Annotated in this window: 13 protein-coding genes; all 13 read right to left on the reverse strand. The window is 35.7% G+C overall.

Annotation, left to right across the window (positions count from 1 at the left end; translation table 11 throughout):
• Window positions 1–7: 7 nt before the first annotated feature.
• Complete coding sequence (locus tag RMO83_RS15240; RefSeq protein ID WP_310560557.1) at window positions 8–919, reverse strand: family 16 glycosylhydrolase; 912 nt, start codon at window positions 917–919, stop codon at window positions 8–10.
• Window positions 920–955: 36 nt separating this feature from the next.
• Window positions 956–3,403 (reverse strand): beta-galactosidase GalB, encoded by a 2,448-nt coding sequence (gene galB, locus RMO83_RS15245; RefSeq protein WP_310560558.1) that lies wholly within the window; start codon window positions 3,401–3,403, stop codon window positions 956–958.
• Between the two features lie 18 nt (window positions 3,404–3,421).
• On the reverse strand, window positions 3,422–5,200 hold the full coding sequence (locus RMO83_RS15250; protein ID WP_310560559.1) for a hypothetical protein: 1,779 nt from the start codon (window positions 5,198–5,200) through the stop codon (window positions 3,422–3,424).
• A 49-nt stretch (window positions 5,201–5,249) separates the two neighbouring features.
• On the reverse strand, window positions 5,250–7,184 hold the full coding sequence (locus RMO83_RS15255; RefSeq protein WP_310560560.1) for a sialate O-acetylesterase: 1,935 nt from the start codon (window positions 7,182–7,184) through the stop codon (window positions 5,250–5,252).
• Window positions 7,185–7,236: 52 nt separating this feature from the next.
• The gene (locus RMO83_RS15260; RefSeq protein WP_310560561.1) at window positions 7,237–9,177 is read right to left on the reverse strand and encodes a sialate O-acetylesterase; all 1,941 of its coding nucleotides are present in this window, start codon (window positions 9,175–9,177) and stop codon (window positions 7,237–7,239) included.
• A gap of 100 nt (window positions 9,178–9,277) precedes the next feature.
• The gene (locus RMO83_RS15265) at window positions 9,278–10,675 is read right to left on the reverse strand and encodes a sulfatase-like hydrolase/transferase (RefSeq protein ID WP_310560562.1); all 1,398 of its coding nucleotides are present in this window, start codon (window positions 10,673–10,675) and stop codon (window positions 9,278–9,280) included.
• A gap of 53 nt (window positions 10,676–10,728) precedes the next feature.
• The gene (locus RMO83_RS15270; RefSeq protein ID WP_310560563.1) at window positions 10,729–11,853 is read right to left on the reverse strand and encodes a glycoside hydrolase family 43 protein; all 1,125 of its coding nucleotides are present in this window, start codon (window positions 11,851–11,853) and stop codon (window positions 10,729–10,731) included.
• A gap of 89 nt (window positions 11,854–11,942) precedes the next feature.
• Entirely contained in the window at window positions 11,943–13,985 is a 2,043-nt protein-coding gene (locus RMO83_RS15275; protein WP_310560564.1) for a glycoside hydrolase family 2 TIM barrel-domain containing protein, read from the reverse strand.
• 67 nt (window positions 13,986–14,052) lie between these two features.
• Window positions 14,053–17,256 (reverse strand): glycoside hydrolase family 2 TIM barrel-domain containing protein, encoded by a 3,204-nt coding sequence (locus RMO83_RS15280; protein WP_310560565.1) that lies wholly within the window; start codon window positions 17,254–17,256, stop codon window positions 14,053–14,055.
• A 28-nt stretch (window positions 17,257–17,284) separates the two neighbouring features.
• Window positions 17,285–18,238: an alpha/beta hydrolase gene (locus RMO83_RS15285; protein WP_310560566.1), complete on the reverse strand. Its 954-nt coding sequence runs from the start codon at window positions 18,236–18,238 to the stop codon at window positions 17,285–17,287.
• Window positions 18,228–20,519: a DUF5703 domain-containing protein gene (locus RMO83_RS15290; RefSeq protein WP_310560567.1), complete on the reverse strand. Its 2,292-nt coding sequence runs from the start codon at window positions 20,517–20,519 to the stop codon at window positions 18,228–18,230. The genes RMO83_RS15285 and RMO83_RS15290 overlap by 11 nt, the downstream gene beginning before the upstream one ends.
• A gap of 27 nt (window positions 20,520–20,546) precedes the next feature.
• Entirely contained in the window at window positions 20,547–21,971 is a 1,425-nt protein-coding gene (locus RMO83_RS15295; protein ID WP_310560568.1) for an arylsulfatase, read from the reverse strand.
• A 24-nt stretch (window positions 21,972–21,995) separates the two neighbouring features.
• Window positions 21,996–23,543: an arylsulfatase gene (locus RMO83_RS15300; RefSeq protein WP_310560569.1), complete on the reverse strand. Its 1,548-nt coding sequence runs from the start codon at window positions 23,541–23,543 to the stop codon at window positions 21,996–21,998.
• Between the last annotated feature and the right edge of the window lie 104 nt (window positions 23,544–23,647).

The raw sequence follows: 23,647 nt of genomic DNA on the forward strand, positions 1-23,647 counted from the left end.
TTTGAACTTATTTCATTTCATTTGTTTGATAAACTCTCACATAATCTACGTATGCTTTCGCTACTCCACCCTTTTGGATATAATCATTTTGCCGTACATCTCCATCAACCCAATCGCTTTTGCCAAAACAACTTCCTGAAAAATAAAGAAAATGAGCTACTTTAGGGATTAATTTCGGATCGGTCATTTCTCTGACCAGCTTTCCGTCATAATAAAATTTCAAATAGGTTGGTGTCCATTCAAAACCAAATATATGATATTCAGCATCGTGAATATTTGGTGTTTTAACAAGCGCACCATTTGATTTATGCGCTGGTTTTGCATATCCATCCCAATGCAATCCACTAGAAAAAGCGTTTAATTTATTGCCTTCTACAATATCTATTTCGGCTCCATCGTTAGCTGTTCCGTCCGCAGGAGTCGAGGAAGCCATTCCTTTTCCTTCAGGCATCATCCAAAAAGCCATTTGAAAACCGTTTGGTTTTACTAAGTGCATACGGCTTTCCATAAATCCGTAAGTTGGAGCATACTTCCCTTTAGAATTGAACCTTCCAGCCATATATGTGGTGTCGTTCATTTGAGACTTTCTATAGTAGATATAAACATTCCCTTCTTTTTCTTCTACTTGATTTTCATCGGCGTAAAGCATAACGTCTACTCGTTTTTTTTGAGTTTTCTCAACAGTCCATTTGGTCGTGTCGACTTTCTTGTCGTTGAATTCATCTGAAAAAACAAGTTTCCATTTTTTATTATTCCCTTTTTTTGATGTTGTATCGAAAAGCAAAAAAGGAGTTGATTTTTTCGGCGTTGCTTTGTCCACGAAGATACTTTCATTTATTGAGGAAAGTGCTTTTTTTGTATTGCATCCAGTGACTAAAACAACTAAAAGTATTGCGGTTAATGCTATTATTTTTTTCATTTTTTAATTGATTTACCCATTGCAATGATTTTATTTTTAAGGATTATTCGTTGAAATTTTCACTTCTTGTGCTTTTAATAATCCTCCCGAAACTTTCAATACGATTTCTCCTGCTTTTGTCTCCGATTCAATAACAGCAACCATTTTGCCGTTGAATGTTCTCATATATTTAGATACAAATGCAGTTTGATCTGTGGCATCTCCATTGCAAATCGCTTTCAATTTTCCAGCACCAGTAACATCAAAGAATAATAAATTGTTAGCTCTTGGACATAAATTGCCGTTCTTATCTAAAAGTTCAACGGTTACGAAAGACAAATCTTTTCCATCGGCTTTAATTGTATTTCTATCAGCTGTAAGTTTAATTGTATAGGTTTCGCCAGCGGTTTTAATGATTTGTTCAGCGACTACTTTATCGTTGGCGTCATAAGCCAGTACTTTTATTTCTCCTGGTTCATAGATTACATCATCCCACATCAAGCGGTATCTTTTTAGCATACTTGATTTGTCTTTTACTCTCGTACCCATACTTTTTCCGTTGACAAATAATTCTGCTTTTGGATAATTAGTATAACAAAAAACAGGTACTTTTTGATTCAAACGGTCAGGCCAAGTCCAATGTGGCAACACGTGTAATACGGGTTTATCGCTCCATTTACTTTGGTATAAATAATAACGGTCTTTTGGGATTCCAGCTAAATCTACGATACCAAAGTAAGAACTTCGTGCTGGAGTTCCTTCGTTATACGGAGATGGTTCTCCCAAATAATCAAAACCAGTCCAAACAAATTCTCCTGCAACAAATTCTAAATCGTCTTGATATTGAAATTCAAAATCAGGAAGGTCTGCCCAGCTACAAGTTTCTAGGTCATAACTTGTTAATTGATAGTCTGTGTACCAAGCCTTTTTTGATGCCACTACAGGAAATTTATATTCTCCACGAGAGCTTACTGTCGAGGCGGTTTCGCTACCATAAATAGTAAAGGTTGGGTTTTCTTTGCGCATTTTGTCGTAGAAATCGGGTGCATAATTAAAACCAACCAAGTCCACCTCGGCTGCCAAACCATTTTTTATAGCTCCTTTCCAGTTATTAAATCCTGCAGATACTGGACGAGTTGGGTCTAAATCGTGACTAATTTTCGTTAAAAATTTCGCCATTGCTGCACCCTCTGGCATTCCTTGTTCTCTGATTTCATTTCCGATGCTCCACATCACTACAGAAGGATGGTTTCGATCTCTTTTGATCATTGCAGTTAAATCTTTTTCGGCCCATTCATCAAAAAATTCGCCATAACCGTTTGTGTTTTTCCCGTTTTTCCATTCGTCGAAAGCTTCTACTTGCACCATAAGTCCGATACTGTCGCATATTTTTAGCAATTCTAATGACGGTGGATTGTGAGAAGTACGAATCGCATTGACACCCATTTCCTTCATCATAACCAATTGACGTTCCGTGGCACGATGACTTACCGCAGCTCCGATAGATCCTAAATCGTGATGCAAACACACTCCTTTGAATTTGGTATATTTCCCATTAAGGAAAAATCCTTTGTCTTTGTCAAATCGAATAGTTCTGAAACCAAAGGTCGTTTTATATTCGTCTTTTTGAGTCTTACCAACAAACACTTTAGAAACCGCAGTATATAAAATCGGCGTTTCAACGCTCCACAAACTCGGTTTATTGACTTTAATTAGTTGTTCTACAGTGGTACTTCCATCCGCTTTTTTATTGGCAACAGCCGAAGCTACTTCCTTGCCTTTGGCATCATAAATTTCGGTAACCAATTGGATGGCTTCATTACCATCAATATCTGTTTTGATAGCTACTTGTCCTTGTTTATCTGTTATTACAGGAGTTGTAATATAAGTTCCCCAATGTGCTACTCGAACAGGAGCGGTTTTTACCAACCGCACATTTCTATAAATTCCCGCTCCAGAATACCATCTGGAGGATTCTTCTTTGTTTTCCAATCGAATGGATAAAATATTTTCCTTTCCGAACTGGATGAATTTTGTCAATTCAAATGAAAAAGAGGAATATCCATAAGGCCATTCGCCAACATAAACCCCATTCAAATATACTTTGGAACGACTCATCGCGCCATCAAATTCTACAAAAATTCGTTTGCCTTCATCTTCTTTTGAAATGGCTAGGGCTTTTCGATACCAACCTATTCCGAAACAAGGCAGCGCCCCTGTTCTTCCAGTTCTCAATTTAGCTCCTCTGTCGCCATCTTCAATCACGGTTACTTTTTGCATATCGATGGTCATATCGAAAGGTCCTGCTATTGCCCAATCGTGGGGAATAGTTACGGTTTGCCAAGAGGAATCGTCCACTTGACTTAGATTCGTGGTTGGGATTTCTTTATTGAGAAAACGCCATCCAGTGTCTAGCAATTGAACTTCTCTAGTTTTGGTTTTTTCTTGTGCCATTATTTGAAAAGCAAAGCAAATCAAAGTAGCGATTAAAAGGTGTTTTTTCATTTTGATAGTTGGTTATTATTATTTGCTTTTATGATTGGTTATTTTTTTTAATGTAATTCTAAATTTTTCAACGAGTTCGCCAATACTTCCATCCTTCTTGTTTTTGAAAGCTAAATCGGTGTATAAAGTGGCACATTCTGAACTCGATTCTTTTAGAGTTTGCCATTCTTTCCATAGTTGGTCATACCGATTTATCACTTTTATCAATGCTAGATTGATTGTATTTGGATCAGCGTTTTTAGCATCTTCAATCATTAGAACCCACATTTGCTCTATTAATTCATATTTTATTCTGCCATAAGTACAGGAAACTTTTATGGCTTCTAGAGTTTTAGCGTCATTTAGTGTTAATTGTTTTGATAATGCTTCTATTTGCATCCAAATTGCTGTAGCTTCGGCTTTTTCGGCTAGAATTTTATCCTGTAGTTTTTCTTTAATGATCTGATTTAAGACATTCTTATTATCCGAAACAGAAAAGAAATCATCTCTGGACCACCATTTATTATTACTTACATAACTATTGCACTGTCCTTTTCTGACGCCTTCGATAGTCAATAAGCATATTTGCCTAAAAATTTCTGCTTGTCTGCCAACTATTTCGTGCTTTGTTGCAAACTCATAAAAAATTTCTTCTTCTGTACGTTTGGGGTTTTGCGCCCAATGCGAAACTACATAAGTATTCAAATCAGTCCATATTTCATTGGTGGTATAAGGACCCTGCCAACCGCCACCATTCGACCAAGTGTTGACACCACACAGCAAATTAGAATTCAATATGTCTTTAACACCTCGCGGATTTTCGGGTTTATTCAAATTTCCAGTCATAGTACTGCCTTTAATTTCAAATTTGGTTTCAGGCCATCCATTTAACACGCCATAAGCTGAATAATACGGGTGAGCGCCTTTGCCATAAGCTTCCATTCGAGATTGTGATTCTACTATTTGACGATGTTTTCCAATTCCCAAGGTGGGATTAAAAGGTGTCATTCGTAAAAAATCATCTTGCTGATATTTAATAGAAAAAATCAAGTTTGGATGAGGCTCAATAGCATTGGTTACAGCTAAATAATAGTCTGGATTGTTGTGAAAGTTAAACCCGAAATCCCAAGTTCGATAGAATAGTTTTTTATTGCGTTTGACACATATTTCGTCACGTAGAATATTAATAAATGTGATGTGATCTTTAATTCCATCCTTCCCTTTTCGTATTGGACTTCCTCCTTTGTGATAAGGCGTATCAAACAAGTAGGTTTCCCCAAAACGCAGTACAAGTCCATCTAGCTGCGGAAAACGATTAAATATTCCGTCAATTTGAGCACGTAATAATTTTTGTGTAGTTTCTCGTTGGATGTCTGGAACCATAGCTTCCCCATTTCCACCAAGGGTAGAACCACCGCCCACTTCTTTTCTTCGAATGGAGTCGCCATATTTTTCCCAAATAGCAGTTGGAAATACAATGAAATCTGTAAAAGGGTAAACATCTATTCCTGCTTTTTCACATTCGGCAAGTTTCAAATCAACTGCTGCAGCTTTGGATTCAATCCATTTTCTGGCATCTGTATTTAATCCTATTACATCTTTTTCAAAAGAATTATAGTCAATTAGACAATTAATATACCAATGCGGCGTAGTGGATGTAAACCCTTCTTTTTTGAGGAATTCTGGGTCATTGTACTTGGTTTCATAAGGTTTTTCTCCAGGATTATTATGAACCATGTCCATAACGAATTCTAGCGACTGCCCTTGTAAAAAGAGTGGGATATAAATTAAAAGTGTAACTAAAAATATTTTTTTCATTTCAAGAGTTTTTGCGAACTAAAAAATTGTTGGTTTTTATAATTTTAAATTACCAAGAATCCGTTCTGAACGGAGAAGCTGGTAACCCTTCGGTATTGTATAATTTTTCGCCTTCTGGATTGTCAGCCCAAGCATATCTAACTGCAATAGGATTAGGTATTGCTGCGCTCCAAACTGTGATTTTTCCGTTTTCGATTTTGGCATCAGCCCAAACAAATTTTTTGTCTTCGCCTGCTATCGCAAAATTAGTGTGAGTTCCTTGGCCTTTGAATTGCATTGCGCTTCCAATGGTTGAAAAGGAGAGAATAATTTTGTCTTTTTCGATTTGCATGGATTTATATAGTGGACCTGAAAAAACAGTTTTAGAATTATTGTAGGCTACTTTTTGTGCAGCAATAGCCAATCGTGTTCCGACTTCTTTCTTTTGGTGAGGATGGATATCATTCCACGTGCCTATATCTATTGTGGTTGCCATTCCTGTATAAGGAATAGCTAAAGTTTTGAGTTGCGATTCTCTTAAAAGTGCCCAGTTGCTTTCGGACGGTAGATCTTGAGTTACCATAAAATTTGGCAATTGAACAAATAAGAAAGGAAGTTTTGGATCATTAAACAAGCTTCTCCAATTATTGATAAGCGCAGGAAGAATTTTGCCGTATTCGACAGGTCTTCTCACATTTGCTTCGCCTTGATACCAAATTGCGCCTTTAAATTTAAACTTTTTTATAGGCTCAATCATTGCATTATATAAGCCAGATGGAATTAATTTTATATTTATTAATTCGGGCAATTGGTCTAGTTTTGCTCCTAGTTTAGATTTCCAAATACCGGATAAATCTATCTTTTCGTTTTTACTAATAATTGCATAATTTAAACCCGGAGCAAAGCCACCATTACCGCGTTTGTTGCAAATTCTTACCGTAATAGTATTCAACCCTTCGTTCCAACTGTTAGCGGGAAGCACGTATTTTCTGGGTTTATTTCCTCCTAATCCGTTCCCTATTAATTTTCCGTTGACATAGGTAGAATCAATTCCTACAATGTTTCCTAGTTCTAAAATGGATTCTTGCAAAACGATGCTTTTAGAAATTTCAATCTCTTTTTTATACCAAACTGCTCCGTGAATTTTCACTAACGAATTGGTATTCCAATAGCCAGCGACTTTAGCTTCGACCCAATCATTTGTTTTTGTGGCATTAGATATCCAATTTTTTTTCGATGCGACACCTTCATCTGTTTTTTGAAGCAAGGCATCCCAATTTTTTTCTTCTTCTTTCTCTTTATTCGCTATACCCATTATGTATTCGGGATTTTTTGCTTGTTGAATTTCTTTGTATCGGTCCGGAAAAGGTTTTAAAACTTTCTCGCTCATCCAACATTCGGCATAAGTACTACCTAAACTTGCGTTAACCAATCCGATTGGAATTTTTAGTTTAGCTTGAAGTTCTTTGGCAAAAAAATAGGCTGCTGCCGAAAATTGCCATTGGTTTTTAGGATTTGCTTGCATCCAAGAACCACCACTTAAATCAGTTCTAGGAGCTATAAAATCGACTTCTCTTGGGACTAAAAAAGTGCGTATCAATTTATTTTCGGAATTGGCAATATCCTCTTGATAGGATTTCGAAACTTCGCCGACTGTCATTGCCATATTGGATTGTCCTGAACACAACCAAACATCTCCAATATAAATTTCGTTTATTTCGATGGTATTGCTTGCCTTTATTGTCATCAAAAATGGCCCGCCTGGTTTTAGATTGGACAAATTCAATTCCCATTCGCCTGTATTATTTGCCTTTATTTGGTATTTTTTATTAACAAATGTTATTGAAATAGATTCATTAGGCGATGCCCAGCCCCAAATTTTGATTTTTGCATCACGTTGTAAAATCATCCCATCGCTTATTAATTTTGGAAGACGTACCTGACCAAAAACACTCACGCCAAATAATATTAGTGTTGAAAAAAGGATTTTCTGTAATGATTTCATTTGTACTATTTGCTACTTTAAATTAAAATAAACTATCTTTTTTTTAAATATTCTACCAAGAATCTGTTCTGAACGGAGAAGCTGGTAACCCTTCGCTATTGAATAATTTTTCACCATCGGGATTATCTGCCCAAGCATATCTTACGGCAACTGGATTTGGTATTGCTGCGCTCCAAACTGTAATTTTGCCGTTTTCTATTTTGGCTTCAGCCCAAACAAATTTTTTGTCTTCGCCTGCTATCGCAAAATTAGTATGAGTTCCTTTTCCTTTGAATTGCATTGAGCTTCCAAAAGTTTCGAAATCGAGAACAATTTTGTTGTCTTCAATTTGCATTGATTTGTATTTTGGCCCGTAGCAAATTACTTTTGAATCGCCATAAACTAAATTTTGAGCAACAAGTGCTAGACGAGTTCCCACTTCCTTCTTTTTATGGGGATGAATGTCGTTCCACTCACCAAGATCCAGCGTGGTAGCCATTCCGGTATTTGGAACTGACAATGTTTTTAGTTGTGATTCTCTCAGTAAAGCCCAATTGCTCTCTGATGGGTTGCTATTTGGTTTCATATAATTAGGCAATTGAACATATAAAAAAGGCATATTCGGATTGTTAAAAACACTCCTCAATTCTCCTATAAGCGCTGGTAGTAATTGAGCATATTCCTTTGGTTTTGCAGCATTTCCCTCGCCTTGGTACCAAATAGCTCCTTTGACAGCATACTTTTTTAAAGGTTGAATCATTGAGTTGTATAAAGAGGTTGGTTTCCATCTCAAATTCACTGCATTTGGTAAAGCATCTTGATTGAAACCTATTTTATATTTCCAAATTCCTTTTAAATTCATGTTCTCTTCATTGCTGCCAACTAGCTCATATTGCAAGCCCTCGACAAAACCACCATTGCCACGTTTTCTTTCTAATCTAATTGTAATGGTGTTCTTACCCTCTACTAATGCGCTCGCTGGAATTGTATATTTTCGTGATGACCATTGGTCCTTTGTGTAACCAATAAATTTTCCGTTTACATAAGTAGAATCGGCGCCCATCATAGTTCCTAATTTAAGTGTCGACTCATTAGAAGCGAAATCTTTAGAAACCTCGATTTCTTTTTTGTACCAAACTACACCGTATATTTTTTCTAAAGCCGTTCCGTTCCACATTCCTGGAATTTTAGCTTCTTGCCAATCTTGTATATTGGTCAAGTTAGAAGCCCAATTTCCTTTGGTTGCAAGACCTTCATCATTCGATAGAAGATTTACATTCCAACTTTTTTCAAGTTCAATATCTTTGTTTTCGATACTTTTTACAAAATCAGGATTTTTTAATTCTTGAATTTCATTGTAACTTGTTGGGAAAGGCTTCAAAGCTTCCTCACTTAACCATGCATGAATTGGAGTTCCGCCATAACTTGAATTAATCATCCCTATGGGGATTTTGTATTTTGCATAGAGTTCTTTGGCGAAAAAATAGCCAGCTGCCGAAAATTTGGTAACTGTTGTTGGGTTTGCTGATACCCACGAACCTCCACTTAAATCCGTTCTAGCAACATTGAATTCGTATTCTCTTGGAACTTCAAAATTTCGAATAAATTTATTTTCAGAACTAGCGATTTCATTTTCGTATAAATCTCTAACAGCGCCAACAGTCATCGCCATATTGGATTGACCCGAACAAAGCCAAACATCTCCAATTAAAATATCGTTGATTTCTACAGCATTGCTAGCTACAATTTTCATGGCGTAAGGACCTCCCGCTTTTTGATTGGGCAGTTGCAATTCCCATTCTCCTTTATCATTGGCCTGAATTTTATGTTTTTTATTCAAAAAATCTATTGCAATTTTCTCATTGGGAGCGGACCATCCCCAAATTTTAATTTTGGTATCACGCTGCAAAATCATTCCATCGCTAATTAGTTTTGGAAGTCTAACTTGGCAAAAAGCGGGGGTCGTTAGCAGTAGTGAAACTACGATTAGAAAATATTTATTTAACTGTTTCATCTGTTTATTTTTATTGTTTTTTATCGGTCAGATGGAACGCCTATAATCATAACCCTGTTTGTCATTGACGATTGTGGTAGGCGTTTCATTTTGGTTTGAATTACTCTTTATTGTCTTCTTTTGTTTTTTTTCCTTTCGACATGATCAAGCCTTTAAAAATGGGTTCGATTAGTTGAGAATCCCATTCTTTTCTGATGGCTTCTAATTTTTTAACTTCTTCAGGATATTGTTGTGCGATGTCGTTTTGTTCTCCAATATCTTTTGCCAAATCATAAAGTTGAGGAACACCATCCTTTTTTAGAACTAATTTTAAGTCTTTGTTACGAACCGAATACCCCTTTTCGTCAAATTTTCTTAAATAAATAGTTTCGTGTGGAAGTCCTTTATTTTTGCCAGTGATGTAAGGAATCATATTGACCCCGTCTAGTGGACGGTCTTTCTTGATTGGTACTTTTGAAAGTGCTGCAATGGTGGCAAAAATATCTAAAGATGAAATAGGGTTTTCATAAACACTTGGTTTTACTGTACCTTTCCATTGCATAGCAAAAGGAACTCGATAACCTCCTTCATAAATAGATGATTTCCCTTCTCGCAAAACGCCATTGTCGGAGCTATTATCTTTTTCAGGTCCGCCATTATCTGACAAGAAATACACCAAAGTATTTTTGTCTAAATCTAAAGATTCTAATTTATCCAAAAGTTTACCGACACCGTAATCGACAGCACTAACCATAGCCGCATACGTTTTTCGTTTTGTGTCTTGAATACTCGGAAAACGATTTAAATACTCTTGTGTAGCTTGAAGTGGAGAATGTGGTGCATTATAAGCCAGATACAAAAAGAAAGATTCTTTTTGATGTTTTTCGACAAATTGAACTGCTTCATCCGAAAACTCGTCGGTCAAATATTTTTTAGTTTGTATGGGCTCGTGATTTCTCATTATCCAAGTTTTATAACTCTCGCCTTCGCTATTTTCAACTGCATAACTGTCTTTAATGGTTAAAAGTTCCGGAAAATAGGCGTGTCCGCCACCTAAATGCCCAAAAAATTCATCAAAACCTCGGTTTAAAGGATGGTTTGAAATATCCGCACCTTGATGCCATTTGCCTATAATTCCCGAGGTAAATCCTACTTGTTTCAAAGATTCGGCTAGTGTGGTTTCTTCTTTTGGTAATCCCATATTGGGGTCGTGCGGACGGTATTGAGGGTTACGCTCATATCCAAAACGTTGTGGATAACGCCCTGTTAAAAGTCCTGCTCGACTTGGTCCACAAACGGAAAAGCAAACATAACCGTTGGTGAATTTTACTCCGTTTGTTGCAATTCTATCTATGTTTGGCGTTGGAATGTCTTTGCATCCATTAAACCCAACATCTGCATAGCCTAAATCATCCGCTAGAATGATTATAATATTTGGTTTTTGAGCATTCTGACTGTATCCGCTCCATTGGAACAGACAAGTCAGTACAACAATTAATGCAATTCGATTTATTTTCATTTGTTCGTTTAAAACCAATTAGTTCAATTATTATAATTTTTGCAACTCAGTACCTATTTATCAAAAAAATCTAAATTCCAGGAATCATTCCATTTCAAAAAGGGCAATCCGTTTTTAAATTGAACAGGTAACCAAATGTAACGGCTGTCCTTTAGATTGTCAGAAATCCATCGGTCTCCTACAAAAATATAAGCGTCTTTTTTACCCACGACTGGAATCACATAAGTGCTTTGCGAATGAAAAGTTGTTTTCCTTTCTAATTCATTGCCTCTACAAGGATTTTCTAAAGCTTTCCAACCCGACATCATATTGTCAGAAACAGCCAATCGTCCTGGATTTGGTTTCCAACCCGTTGTATAAGATGAAAACATAAAATACTTTCCGTCTTTTTTAAAAATGGCGGGAGCTTCATTTGCTTCACCAGGAAAAACACGTACATATTCATCGGTCATTGACAAATAATCGTCGGACAGCTTTGAAATTATCAAGGTTTGGTTTTCTTCGGAAGCCGTAATGTGGTAGGCTTGTTCATCCTCGTCTACAAATAAGTTCATATCCCTTGACATTTGACCACTTTCAAAATCTCGGCACATAATAACACCGTCTATCTTTTTTTGTTTTTTTTCTACACCTTCCTTAGTGGCTAGTGTTACGTTTTGTTGTTGCGCTACAGTAAAATTACTTGCCCAAACGTTGGGATGTAACCTAAAACTACTGATGTATCTATACGGTCCTGTTACATTATCCGATACGGCAACTCCTGTTAATGCAGCTTTATAGCCTTGATCTTTTAATTCATGATGAAACCACATCACAAATTTTTTCGTTTTTTTATTATAAATCACTTTTGGGCGTTCCAAAAGACATTCTTTTTGTAGCATCGAAGTGGTGTCGTTAGCCATTGCCAATGCAACCCCTTCGTCTTTCCAATTGTACAAATCTTTAGAACTATACACATGAACACCCACCAAAGCTTTGTGACCCATTTTTCCTGATTCTTTATGTTCTCCAAACCAATAATAGGTATCATTATAATATAAAAAACCGCCGCCATGAGCATTAATATGATTTCCCTTATCATCAAGCCACAATTGGCCAGGTTTGAATTCCTTGTAAGCGGTTTGTGCCATCATTGAAGCAGCATAAAACCATATATAGATTAAGAATATTCTTTTCATCTTTTTATAATATTTGTTTTTTAATGGAAGATGGAACGCCTATAATCATTTCCTTCTGTTTTAATGACAATTTTCGTGGGCGTTTCATTTTATTGGTTTTTACAATTCCAAATTACTTCATCTTTTAACTTTTTGTTTTTTGAAACAACTGCAATCGTATTATTTCCTTCCGCCAATTTGATATTGTCAAATTTTACGACATTTATGTCCGATGTTAGCTTTTGAGTGGCTACTTTTTCATTATTTACATATAAAACAACTTCCTCCTGATTGGTGTATACTTTAAAGGAAATAAGATTAGTTTTCCTTTCTATATTTCTTCTCTCCGCTATGTAAAGTACTGGTTCTTTGGACCAGTTGGCTTTGTAGAAATAAAAGGCATCTTTTTTTACCGTTCGGTCAAATGTGACTAATCCCTTTTGATTCATGTGCGGAACTCCGCCTCTATTCCAAACATTGACAGACACATCAAACATAGTCCAAACAAAAGTACCCCAAACATAGGGACGATCTTTTAGAATTTTCCAAGTCAACTCATGGTAATTGGACTGTTCCATTTCGGGAAAATAATTTCCCACTGGTTTTTCTAGTTTTGAAGCATCCTGATGATAAATATTGGCTTCAACCCCATACTCACTGATGGCTAATGGTCTTTCTGGATAGTTTTTGTGAGAAGTATCAAGCCAAGAACCCATATCTTTGTATTGACCATAATACCAACCGAAATACTTATTCCAAGCCTGTAGATCCGTAATATTCCCCATATTAGATACCATACCTTCATCACTAGCTGAAACTGTAAGCCTAGAATCGTCTAGTTTATGTGCCAATTCGTTAAGTTCTTTGGTCAATACTACACAAGATTCATCAGGACTTTTATAGGCTCTAACCTCATTCCAAAGTCCCCACACAAAAATACTGGGATGATTGTAATTTTGCAGAATAAGTTCGGTCAATTGTTGTTTTGCATTTTCACCCTCACGACCACTATAATCGTGCACAAAAGGTATTTCTGCCCAAGCAAGAATTCCTTTTTTATCTGCTAATTCATAAGCCCTATCCGAGTGCTGATAATGAGCAAGTCGCAATACAGTAGCTCCTATTTCATCGACCAATTCCAAGTCTGTTTTATGCTGTTCATCAGTTAGAGCTGGGCCCACTTGTTTCCATTCTTGATGCATATTGACTCCATGTAATCCATAAGGTTTGTTATTTAAAATAAACCCTTTATTGGCATCAAAGGAATAGGTTCTGATACCAAAGTTTTGAACTACTTGGTCAGTAGAAGTGTCCGTTATAAGTTTTGCTTCAACAGAATAGAGATATGGATTTTTGCGTCCGTTCCAAAGTATTGGATTTTTAATTTCTATCGTTGAACTTATAACTTGGTTGGATTGATTTAAATCAAATAATTCCTTGTGCACCAATACATTTTTGCCTTTGGCATCTTTAATAGTATACTGTAGTTGTGCATTTTTTTGGTTTAAAGTACTTGAAACCTGAGTTCGTATTTCCAATTTGGCATTCTGTTCCGTTAGCTCCTTAACCTCTACAAATAGACCTGGCGAAGCGTTATACGTTGGTGAAATATTGCATATTGGCGTACTGAAAACACATACAGGGCGATAAATTCCTCCATAATGGTTGAATAAATCATCATCCACAGGAATTCTTTTGAAGTTTGAGGCATTAGTTACCCTCACAGCAATTAGATTTTTTTGACCCATTTTAACCTGATTCGTAATTTCAAAACAAAAGGCCGAATATCCACCTGAATGTTTCCCAACATTTTTTTCGTTGACGAAGACCTCAGCTTCTTGTCCAACTCCTTCAAATCGTATAAATAGGCGTTCCCCTGACATCGAGGATGGAATTTCAAATGTGGTTCTATACCAAGCATCTCCCTTGTAATATCCTATGTTTTCGATAGCATCCATCGAAAAGGTATGAGGAACTTTTACCTTTTCCCAATCACTTTCAGTAGTTGATAGTTTTTCGGCATAATTAAGTTTTCCTTTTTGGAATGACCATTCTTCAAGATTAATCGCCTTTCTATTTTGCAAAGCAGCAGCTTGCCCATTGCAAGGATTTTGCAATAAGAACAAAATGAAGAATGGAATAATCTTTAACATTTAATTTATTCTTTGAAATGGACACTTAATTTGATTTTTAAAAATCTTTTAAAACGATAAATAAATATTATCTAATTGGACTAATCGTATACGAATACTGCAAATTACCCGCTTTGACTCTATATTCTTTATGCGCTAAACCTTGCGGACTCCAGCTGTTATCTCCGCCAACTCCTGTTTGTCCATAATCAATATTGATGTTTACTAAATCCCGTTTCTTAATATCGGTTGAATGGCGTTGTATTTTCTTTTCTCCATCATCAAAATCATCATTGTATTGATGGTGTGCGCTAAAACTCAACAATTCTGGTCTTTCAATTTTCACGCCTTTGCCATTATTGTTCGTAAAAGTTACCCAACGCACCTCGGTTTTGTATCCATTTTCTTGAGGTCGGATGTAGGCAAAATACAAATCAGAAACACTGGCTTTATATTCGCCAATTAGTGCTGAAGTTTTTCGGTCTTGATAATTTTCGTGTGGTCCTCTTCCAAACCAATTTACCGTTTGATATTCGTCTTTTAAGATTAAATTATTTCCAAATCTTGGCAAATGAGGCAGATCCGTTTTAATGTTTGCCAATTGATTGTTTACGGTAATTTCGCCCAACGCATTGATTGTGTAGGAGACTACTATTTGTCCTTCAACTGCAGGTAAATCAAATGTAGCTTGAATGGTAAACTCATCTTTTATTTCGTTTTTTGAATTGATTTTGATTTCTTTAGAATCCTTCAAAAATGTAACTCCTTTTAGCATTTGATTTTTCGTGGCTTGTTTCCATTGAGCCAATGATTTTGGTGTTTTTGCCCCAAAATCATTATCGGTGGTTGCTCTCCAAAAGTTGGGTTCAACGCCTTTTAGCAATATATTTCCGTTTCCATAATCCAAAGAACTCAGTGTTCCTTTCGCATTATCAAATTCTATTTTGAAATTTGTATTTGAAATAAAAGTAGTTCCATTTTTTTGAACCACTGAAATGGTTCCTTTAACTTCTGGTTTTACTATTGCAGCTTTATCAGTAGGCAACTGAAATTGTTCGTACGCAACGATATGGTTTAATGGCACTAAATCCGTAGCTGTTTTATTCAAAGCATAAACATTCAAATGGTATTCGGCGTTTTGAAATACAATCTTTGGTAAATCAATTTTAACTTTTTTAGTTTCATAAGAAGCAATATCCAATGTTGGCAAAACCCCAGAGGCAATTTCTATTCCATTCTCCAAAAGTTTCCAAGTAAATTGAAATTGATTTAGATTCGTGAAATCATAGATATTTTTGATGGAGATTTCAGCTTCTTTTAAATTTGAGGCTTTGAATTTAATGTATTGATACACTTTCTTTACTTCATATAATGCAGGATGAGGCGTTCTATCTGGAGCAATAATTCCGTTGGAACAAAAATTTTCATCGTTTTGATAATTGAAACCTCCAAAATCACCGCCATAACCCCAAAACTTTTCTCCAGCTGCATTTTTGGTTAAAATCCCTTGGTCTACCCAGTCCCAAATAAAACCGCCTTGCATAGTAGGATGGCTTTCTATTACATCCCAATAATCTTGAAAATTCCCAGTGCTATTACCCATAGAGTGCGAATATTCACATTGAATTAATGGTCGAGTTTGGTTCTTTTGTACATATTCAATCATTTTTTCAATCGGCCAATACATTGGTGCTTGAATATCAGTGTTGGCATATCCTGTGGCACCTTCATATTGCGTTGGTCTTGTTGTATCATTATCTTTTAACCATTTGTATGTGGTAAAAAAGTTTTCTCCATTTCCTGCCTCGTTTCCTAAGGACCAAGTCACAATACAGGGATGATTTTTATCTCGTTCGAACATTTTAGTAGTTCGATCTAAAAATGTGGCTTTCCATTGTGTCAAATAAGCGGGATGCACCGCTTGTTTTTTCTTGTTGCCGTCCAAACCTTGATTGGTCGCTCCCATACCATGAATTTCAATATTGGCTTCGTCGATAACATAAAAACCATATTTGTCACACAATCTATAAAAATGAGCGTTTTTAGGAAAATGAGCGCAACGAATAGCGTTTAAATTGTTTTGTTTCATTATTTGTAAATCCTTCAAGGTAAGTGCTTCCGAAATCACATGTCCTTCTGTTTCACTATGGTCGTGAATGTTAACTCCTTTAATTAATACGGGTTTGCCATTCACTAAAAACTGATTGTTTTTGATAGCTACATTTCTAAAACCAACTTTTATAGAAGTGGCCTCAGTTACTTGTCCTTTTTTATCTTTTAACTCTATAAGAAGCGTATATAAATTGGGCGTTTCTGCATTCCAAGTTTTTACATTGGGTAGTTTTGTGTTAAAATCTAAAATGTTTTCTCCTTTTTTGGCAACTATACTTTTGGTATCGGAAAACACGTTTTTTTCTCCATCCAATAACTTGATGGAAACGATTTTATTTTCATTCGATTTAGCATTGTTTTCTAATTTAACAGAAAGATTAAAAATTCCGTCTTTGTAGTCATTTTCCAAATCTGAAATCACACGAAAATCTTTTACCGTAACTTTATTAGTAGCGTAAATAAATACATCACGCTCGATTCCGCTAATTCTCCAAAAATCTTGATCCTCCAAATAACTACCATCGTGCCAACGTAAAACCTGAACAGCAACTGTGTTTTTTCCTTTTTTGACTACATTGGTAATATTAAAAGTAGATGGTGTTTTGCTGTCTTCGTTATACCCTACTTTTTGACCGTTTACCCAAACGTACATGGCGCCACTAATCCCTTCAAAATTAAGGAAAATATCTTTTCCACTCCAATTTTCAGGAACTTCAAACTCTCTTTTGTAACTTCCATTGTTGTTGGCATTGTGTGGAATAAAAGGCGGATTGGGTGGAAACATATAAATAATATTGGTATAGAATGGAATACCATATCCTTTTATTTCCCAATTGGAAGGTACTTCTATTTTATCCCAACCTGTTAACGAGAATCCTTCTTTGTAAAAATCGGTTGGTCTGCCCGTAACGCCATCGGCGTAATAAAAAGCCCAACTGCCATTTAATGATTTGTAAAAAGGAGAATTGTTCCAACTCTCATTTTGTAATGCGCTCGATGCACTGTCATATCTAAAAAAAGACGCCGTTGGTTTCTCTCTGTTGATTTGAAAAATCTCTGGATTTTCCCACTCCGGATTTTCCCATTTTGGAGCGGTGTATGTTGGTTTTTCTATTTTTTGTGCTTTAATTGAAAAAATGGGCACCACTAAAAATAAAATGGCTAAATGATTAATCTTCATAATGAATGAATTTGTAGTTAATAAAAATTTATTTTTTCGGGCTAGAAATAACGGTTACATAATTTTTGAAACGCAACCATTCTTCACATTGTATTGTCCAATTCTTGCTGGTTCCGTTATTACCTAAACCAAAGCCGTGCGAACCTTTTTCGTAGAAATGAATTTCGCAAGGGACTTTATTATTTTTTAAAGCTAAAAAATAGTTGATACTATTTTCAACAGGAACGGTCTTGTCATCTACAGCGTGCACAATATAAGTAGGAGGAGTTGCAGCTTCAATTTGTTTTTCATTAGAATATTTTTCTATCAGCGCATCAGAAGGTTTAGTTCCAAGTAGATTATTTCTAGAACCTTTGTGGGTAATTTTTTCATCCATTGAAATTACAGGATAAATCAATATTGAAAAATCGGGTCGCGCGCTGATAGTGTCTGTTACTTTATAAACTTCATCTTTATAATGCGTGGACAATGTAGAAGCTAGATGTCCACCAGCAGAAAATCCCATTATACCCACTTTTCCAGCATTAATAGACCATTTCCCTGCATTTCTTCTTACATATCGCATGGCTTCTTGGGCATCTTGGAGCGGTCCAATGGTTTTGTCTGTCATTATCTCGTCGCTAGGCAATCTGTTTTTTAAAACAAAAGCAGTTATTCCTAATGTGTTCAACCATTTGGCCACTTTGAAGCCCTCTTTATTTATTGCCAAATAAGCATAACCTCCGCCAGGACAAATGACAATTGCTGTTCCATTTCGGTTTTCTGGTACAAAAACAGTCAATGTTGGCGTCACCACCTTGCTAACACCAGTAACAATTCCATTCTCTAAAACGGGGATTTCTTTGTAGCTTTCTGAGTTTATAGCTCCGGGAATTGCAGTACTCCAGAGTGAAATTTCTTGATTTTGAGCATTTATATTTACTGAAATCATATAAAGTAGCAACAAGATAAATTTTTTGTTTGTAAGCAAGTTAGTTTTCATATGTTTTTGTTATTATCAATTCGTTCAAATTAAGTTTCACACTTCCCTTTGGGGTAACATTTAATTCCGAAATTTTACCGTTTTTAAATTCCGCTTCAATGGTGGTATTATTGGTAGCATTTACCTTAAAATGAACATCCCATTCTTTTGGCCAAGCAGGAAGCAAATAAATATTGGCGTCTTCATATTGAAGAATCATTCGTTGCAAAGCTATCATTGCCACTGTACCATGATCTTGATCGGGAGTCCAGTCGTAATTTGGCCCCCAAAAAGCTGGAAATTTAAAGTTTTTATCCCAGGTTGAAAAACTTTCCACAATCATTTCCTGTGCATCTTTTGTCATTCCAAGATACGCTGCCTGAATGGAATTTTGTTGCCAGCCTTTGTTTTCTTTATGAACTTTGGCATCAAATGTTCGTTTGGCTAAATCAAAATTGGGTTTGCCAATACCAAAGGTTCTGTAAGGGAATATGGCATATAATTCGGGATTTTCAACGTTTTTTTTATCGCTATATTCCTGTGCTGGTGCAATAATAGTGTCGTTTTTAACAAATTGTAGAGGCATTGGTGGCAAATCATTTATCAAAGTTTTCCATTGTTGAATTTGAATTTCTGAAATCATATTTTTTGGCAAAGCCATCATTTTTTGAGCTATTTTTTTAATACCTACAATTTCTGGTAAAGGATTAACTGCGGTATGATATGTTTCTAATGCCAAAGCTGGCGAAAAAAGAATTTTCCCATCGTCTCCTCTTTTCCAATGCTGGTCAAAAAAAGTTAGTATTTCTGAAACAAAAGGAACTAAAGTATCTTTAGCAAATTGCTGATTATTGGTAAAAGAATAATAATCTAACATTATTAAAGACAGTTCAAGCCCACCAGACCAATAATATCTTATGTTTGGGTTGGTTGTGTAACCATCGACTAAATTTTTTCGGTTTGTTCCGTAATTTTTATTATTATAGGTTCCCCAAAAGTTCATTGTTTCAGGAAAAAAAGCGCCATCGTGATTGTAATATATTTGAGTTGCGGCTTTTCTTAAAGGTAACACATTGTTATACATTTTAAACAACGGTTGCATTAGATCAAAATCGCCAGAAACTAGCATTGACCAATAAGGCAAACGTGTATTTTGCCACCAATACGATCCACCCCAAGCTCGGAAATCAGCATTTAATCCTTTATTAATTCCTTGTCGGTTATAAGTGTCGACTGTAAAGATTGAGCCGTTAAATTTTATTGGTGAGTTTCCTCGGCCCCCACATGCATTAACATATCGCTGCAAAATATAGCCTCTTGTAACCGATTGTGCCTGTTGACTTTGTATAGGATCTTTTGCTGAAATGAAAATGTAATGTCTATTCCAAAATTGTTTCCACCATTTATGATGGGCTTTTAGACGACTTTTAGGGGATAGGTTCTGAATCACTTCTTTATTTTCTAATAATTCTTTTTTCCAGGAATCAATTGTTCCTATTTTTGTGAACGGATATACATTTATTTGAAAATGTTTGGCTAAATTATCACTAACGAGAGCGGCTTCTGATGTACTAATTAATCCTCTTCCTTCTATACAAACTCCAAAAGTTCTATCTAAAAGTGGATCTGTTTGAGTATTTGCAAAATCACCTAGTGCTTGTAGCTCTAGATTATTTTTCCATTGAGAATAATGGTTGTGATGACCACTAATTATTTTGTTAGATTGGTTAACCAATGTTGTGTCTGCTTCGCGATATACTGGATGAAAAAATTTTTTATCCTTGCCCACTTCATCTATTCCATAAAGTGAAAACATTTCATCTCCTTCTATCAATTTCCTTTTTGTTCGCCAGGTTTCAAAACTGACTTGCACTTTTATAAGTATTTTACTATCTACGTCAACCTGAATTGTGGGATGATTGGCATCTATCCAAAGTTTTACTTTTGTTTGTCCAAATTCAACAACCATTTCGCCTTGCTCCAGTTTTAATTCTTGATAAAAAAAAGCTTTAATTTTAGGACTTGGTGTGATTGATACTCGTATTTTCCCCAATTTTAGTAACTCACCCGTTTCACTCCAAGCATCTGTTTTTGAAACATAAAAAACGAGATCTCCATTTTCTTCAACCCAAGCATTAACTCCAATGTCACCATTTCCTAATGGTATTGAACCTTGAGAATTTAATCCAGGAGAAGACCAAATAACATTATAATCTTTTAGTTTTTGTGACTGCGAAAAACCCGCTATTCCAAAAAAAAGGAAACCGACGGAGATTAAAGAATGTATTTGTTGACACTTCATAGTTTTTCTAAAAAAATGACTTTGTTTTTACTTGAACTGAAATACTTCTGATTCTGTTCTACTTGCTTCTAGTATTTTTGACAATTCGGCAACTTTCTTAGGCATTGTAGAGGCCAAATCATTCGTTTCGGAAATGTCATTTTCAAGATTGTACAACTGGTAATTGCCGTTTTTATTCACATTGTATTTTATCAATTTCCAATTGTCTTTCCTAATGGCTTGTCTTCCGCCCAATTCGTGAAATTCCCAATATAAATAGTAGTGTTTTTTTTGACTGCCTTTATTCAAGAGTGTAGGAAGAAAAGAAATACCATCAACTGTAGCACTGATATTTGTGTTTGTAAGTTCTGCAAGCGTTGGCATCACATCCCAAAAAGCAGAAATATGATTCGATTTGCTTCCTTCGGCAATTTTTCCTTTCCATTTAGCAATCATTGGAACCCGAATTCCTCCTTCATATAAATCTCTTTTGTATCCTCTAAGAATTCCATTACTATTGAAATAATCGGGGTCGGCACCGCCTTCTTGATGCGGTCCATTATCGGAAGTGAAAATAATTATAGTATTATCTTCAAGCCCCAATTCTTTAATTTTTGCAACAATTTCACCCACTTGATTGTCCAACAAGGATATCATGGCTGCAAAAGCGGCGTGACTTTGGGGTTGAGAAGCATATTCTCCTTTTTTCAAAGCTTCGCTGTTAGTTTTTGACTTAAAAACTTTCTCCGGATTAAATTTCCCAACAAATTTATCCATATAAAGTTTTGGTGCTGCTAATTCAGCATGAGGCAAAGGGCTTGCATAGTATAAGAAGAACAATTCTTTTTGATGCTTTTCTAGAAATGAAAGTGCTTTTTGATGAATTAAATCAGGAGCATATTGTCCATTTTTGGAACCTTCATTTTCTGTGAGCATCACCTTATTTTCATTCTCCCATAAATGATCTGGATAATAATTGTGTGCCAATTTTTGACAATTATAACCATAAAAAGTGTCGAATCCTTGTTGCAAAGGATCACCTTCGGAACCCGAAAATCCCAAGCCCCATTTTCCGAAAGCTCCTGTTACATATCCTTTTGATTTTAACATTTCGGCTACGGTAAAAGCAGCTTTTGGCATTGGATATTGTCCTTCTGGTTCTACTTCTTTATTCCCTCTGATGTAAGTATGTCCAGTGTTTAAACCTGTCAACAAAGCCGATCTAGAAGGTGCACAAACCGGTGCTCCTGAATAATGCTGGGTAAAAAGCATTCCTTCTTTGGCTAATTTGTCAATATTGGGAGTTAGAAATTTTTCTTGACCATAACAGCTTAAATCTCCATATCCTAAATCATCTGCAAGAATGTATACAATATTGGGTTCAATTTTATTTACGATACGATTTTTTTGTGCGTAACACAAAATCATTGTAAAATAGAATAAAAGTAAAAATGCTGTTTTTATATTGGGCATAAATCATTGATGAAAGTGATGAAACTATTCTAATTTTAGTTCTGTAACATTGTTACTTATTTTTCCACGAATTTTTTCATAGCAAGCAATCATTTCATTCAGTTTTTTTGGATTGGATAGTGCCAAATTGTGTTCCTCACCAATATCTTCTTTTAGATTATACAACTGATAATCTCTATTATTTCCTAACTCAATGTTGACATCTTTGTAAACTGCAGGACCTTTGTAGGGAGGAATCATTGCCCAATCTCCTTTTCGAAAAGCTGTTTTAGTAGTAGCTTCAAGAACTAGTTCTTCTCTGCCTTTATTACTTTTTCCTGTAAACACTTTTATCAAATTTTCACTATCTGACGTTTTTACATCGCTACCAACTAAAGAAGCTAAGGAAGACAATAAATCAATTTGGCAAACTACTGCGTCTGAAACTGCTGGTTTTATTTTTCCTGACCAATTCACAATAAAAGGAACTCGAGTTCCAGCTTCGAATAAACTATACTTGCCTCCCCTTAGTGGCCCAGCAGGCTTGTGTTTTCCTGTTTTTTCGACAGCATCATCATTATAACCATCATTTAATACCGGTCCGTTATCACTTGACAAAACAATAAGGGTGTTTTCTAAAAGTCCTTCTTTTTGGAGTGTTTTGATAAATTCACCAATGGTCCAATCAGCTTCAAGAATAACATCGCCTCTCGGACCCATTCCAGATTTTCCAGCAAAACGGGGATTTGGTATGCGAGGTACATGGGGCTGATCTATAGCATAGTATAAAAAAAATGGTTCGTTTTTATGAATTTTGACATAGTCATTTGCTTTACCTAAAAAGGTATCAGACATAGTGTAATCGTCCCAAATAGCAGATTTTCCACCAGTCATATATCCTATTCTTGGAACACCATTTACAATACTATTGTTGTGACCGTGATGCCATTTCATTTGTACCAATTCCGGATTGCTAATAGCAGTAGGTCCTCCTTCAAAATTTTTATCATAATTAACTTTCAAAGGGTCTTTCGGATCAAGACCAACCACGAAACCATTTTCGATATAAACCGTTGGAACCCTGTCTTTAGTCGCTGCTAAAATAAAAGAATAATCAAAACCCACTTCGTTTGGGCTCGGGCTAATTTTTTGGTTCCAATCCAAATTACCTTCACCAAGACCCAAATGCCACTTTCCTACAATGCCAGTGTGATAACCCTTTTCTTTAAGCATTTTAGGAATTGTCATTTGACTGGTTTTGATAAGTAATGGAGCAGTTCCTGGTAAAATTTTAGCATCTTTTTCTCTCCAAGGATACACTCCGGTGAGCAATCCGTAGCGACTCGGGGTACAAGTTGCCGAAGTAGCATAGCCATTGGTAAAACGAATGCCTCCATTTGCTAACTTATCCATATTGGGCGTTTTCAATTCTGTTGCACCATAAGCCCCAAGGTCACCATAGCCTAAATCATCGGCATATATAAAAACTATATTGGGTAATTTCTTTTTAGCATTTTCTTGTTGTGCTTTTGCTATTCCAACGGTCAAAAAAATTATTAAAATTAATAGACCCCTTTCTACTTTTTTTGGCATTTTCATCAAATTTATTGTTTTCGTATTTATTTAACTGACAATAATGAAATTTTAATAAATTTTCTTACAGCAATATATTTTATTCAAATAAAAGCAAATTGAAT

It is taken from the genome of Flavobacterium sp., from assembly GCF_031423415.1.
Classification (GTDB): domain Bacteria; phylum Bacteroidota; class Bacteroidia; order Flavobacteriales; family Flavobacteriaceae; genus Flavobacterium.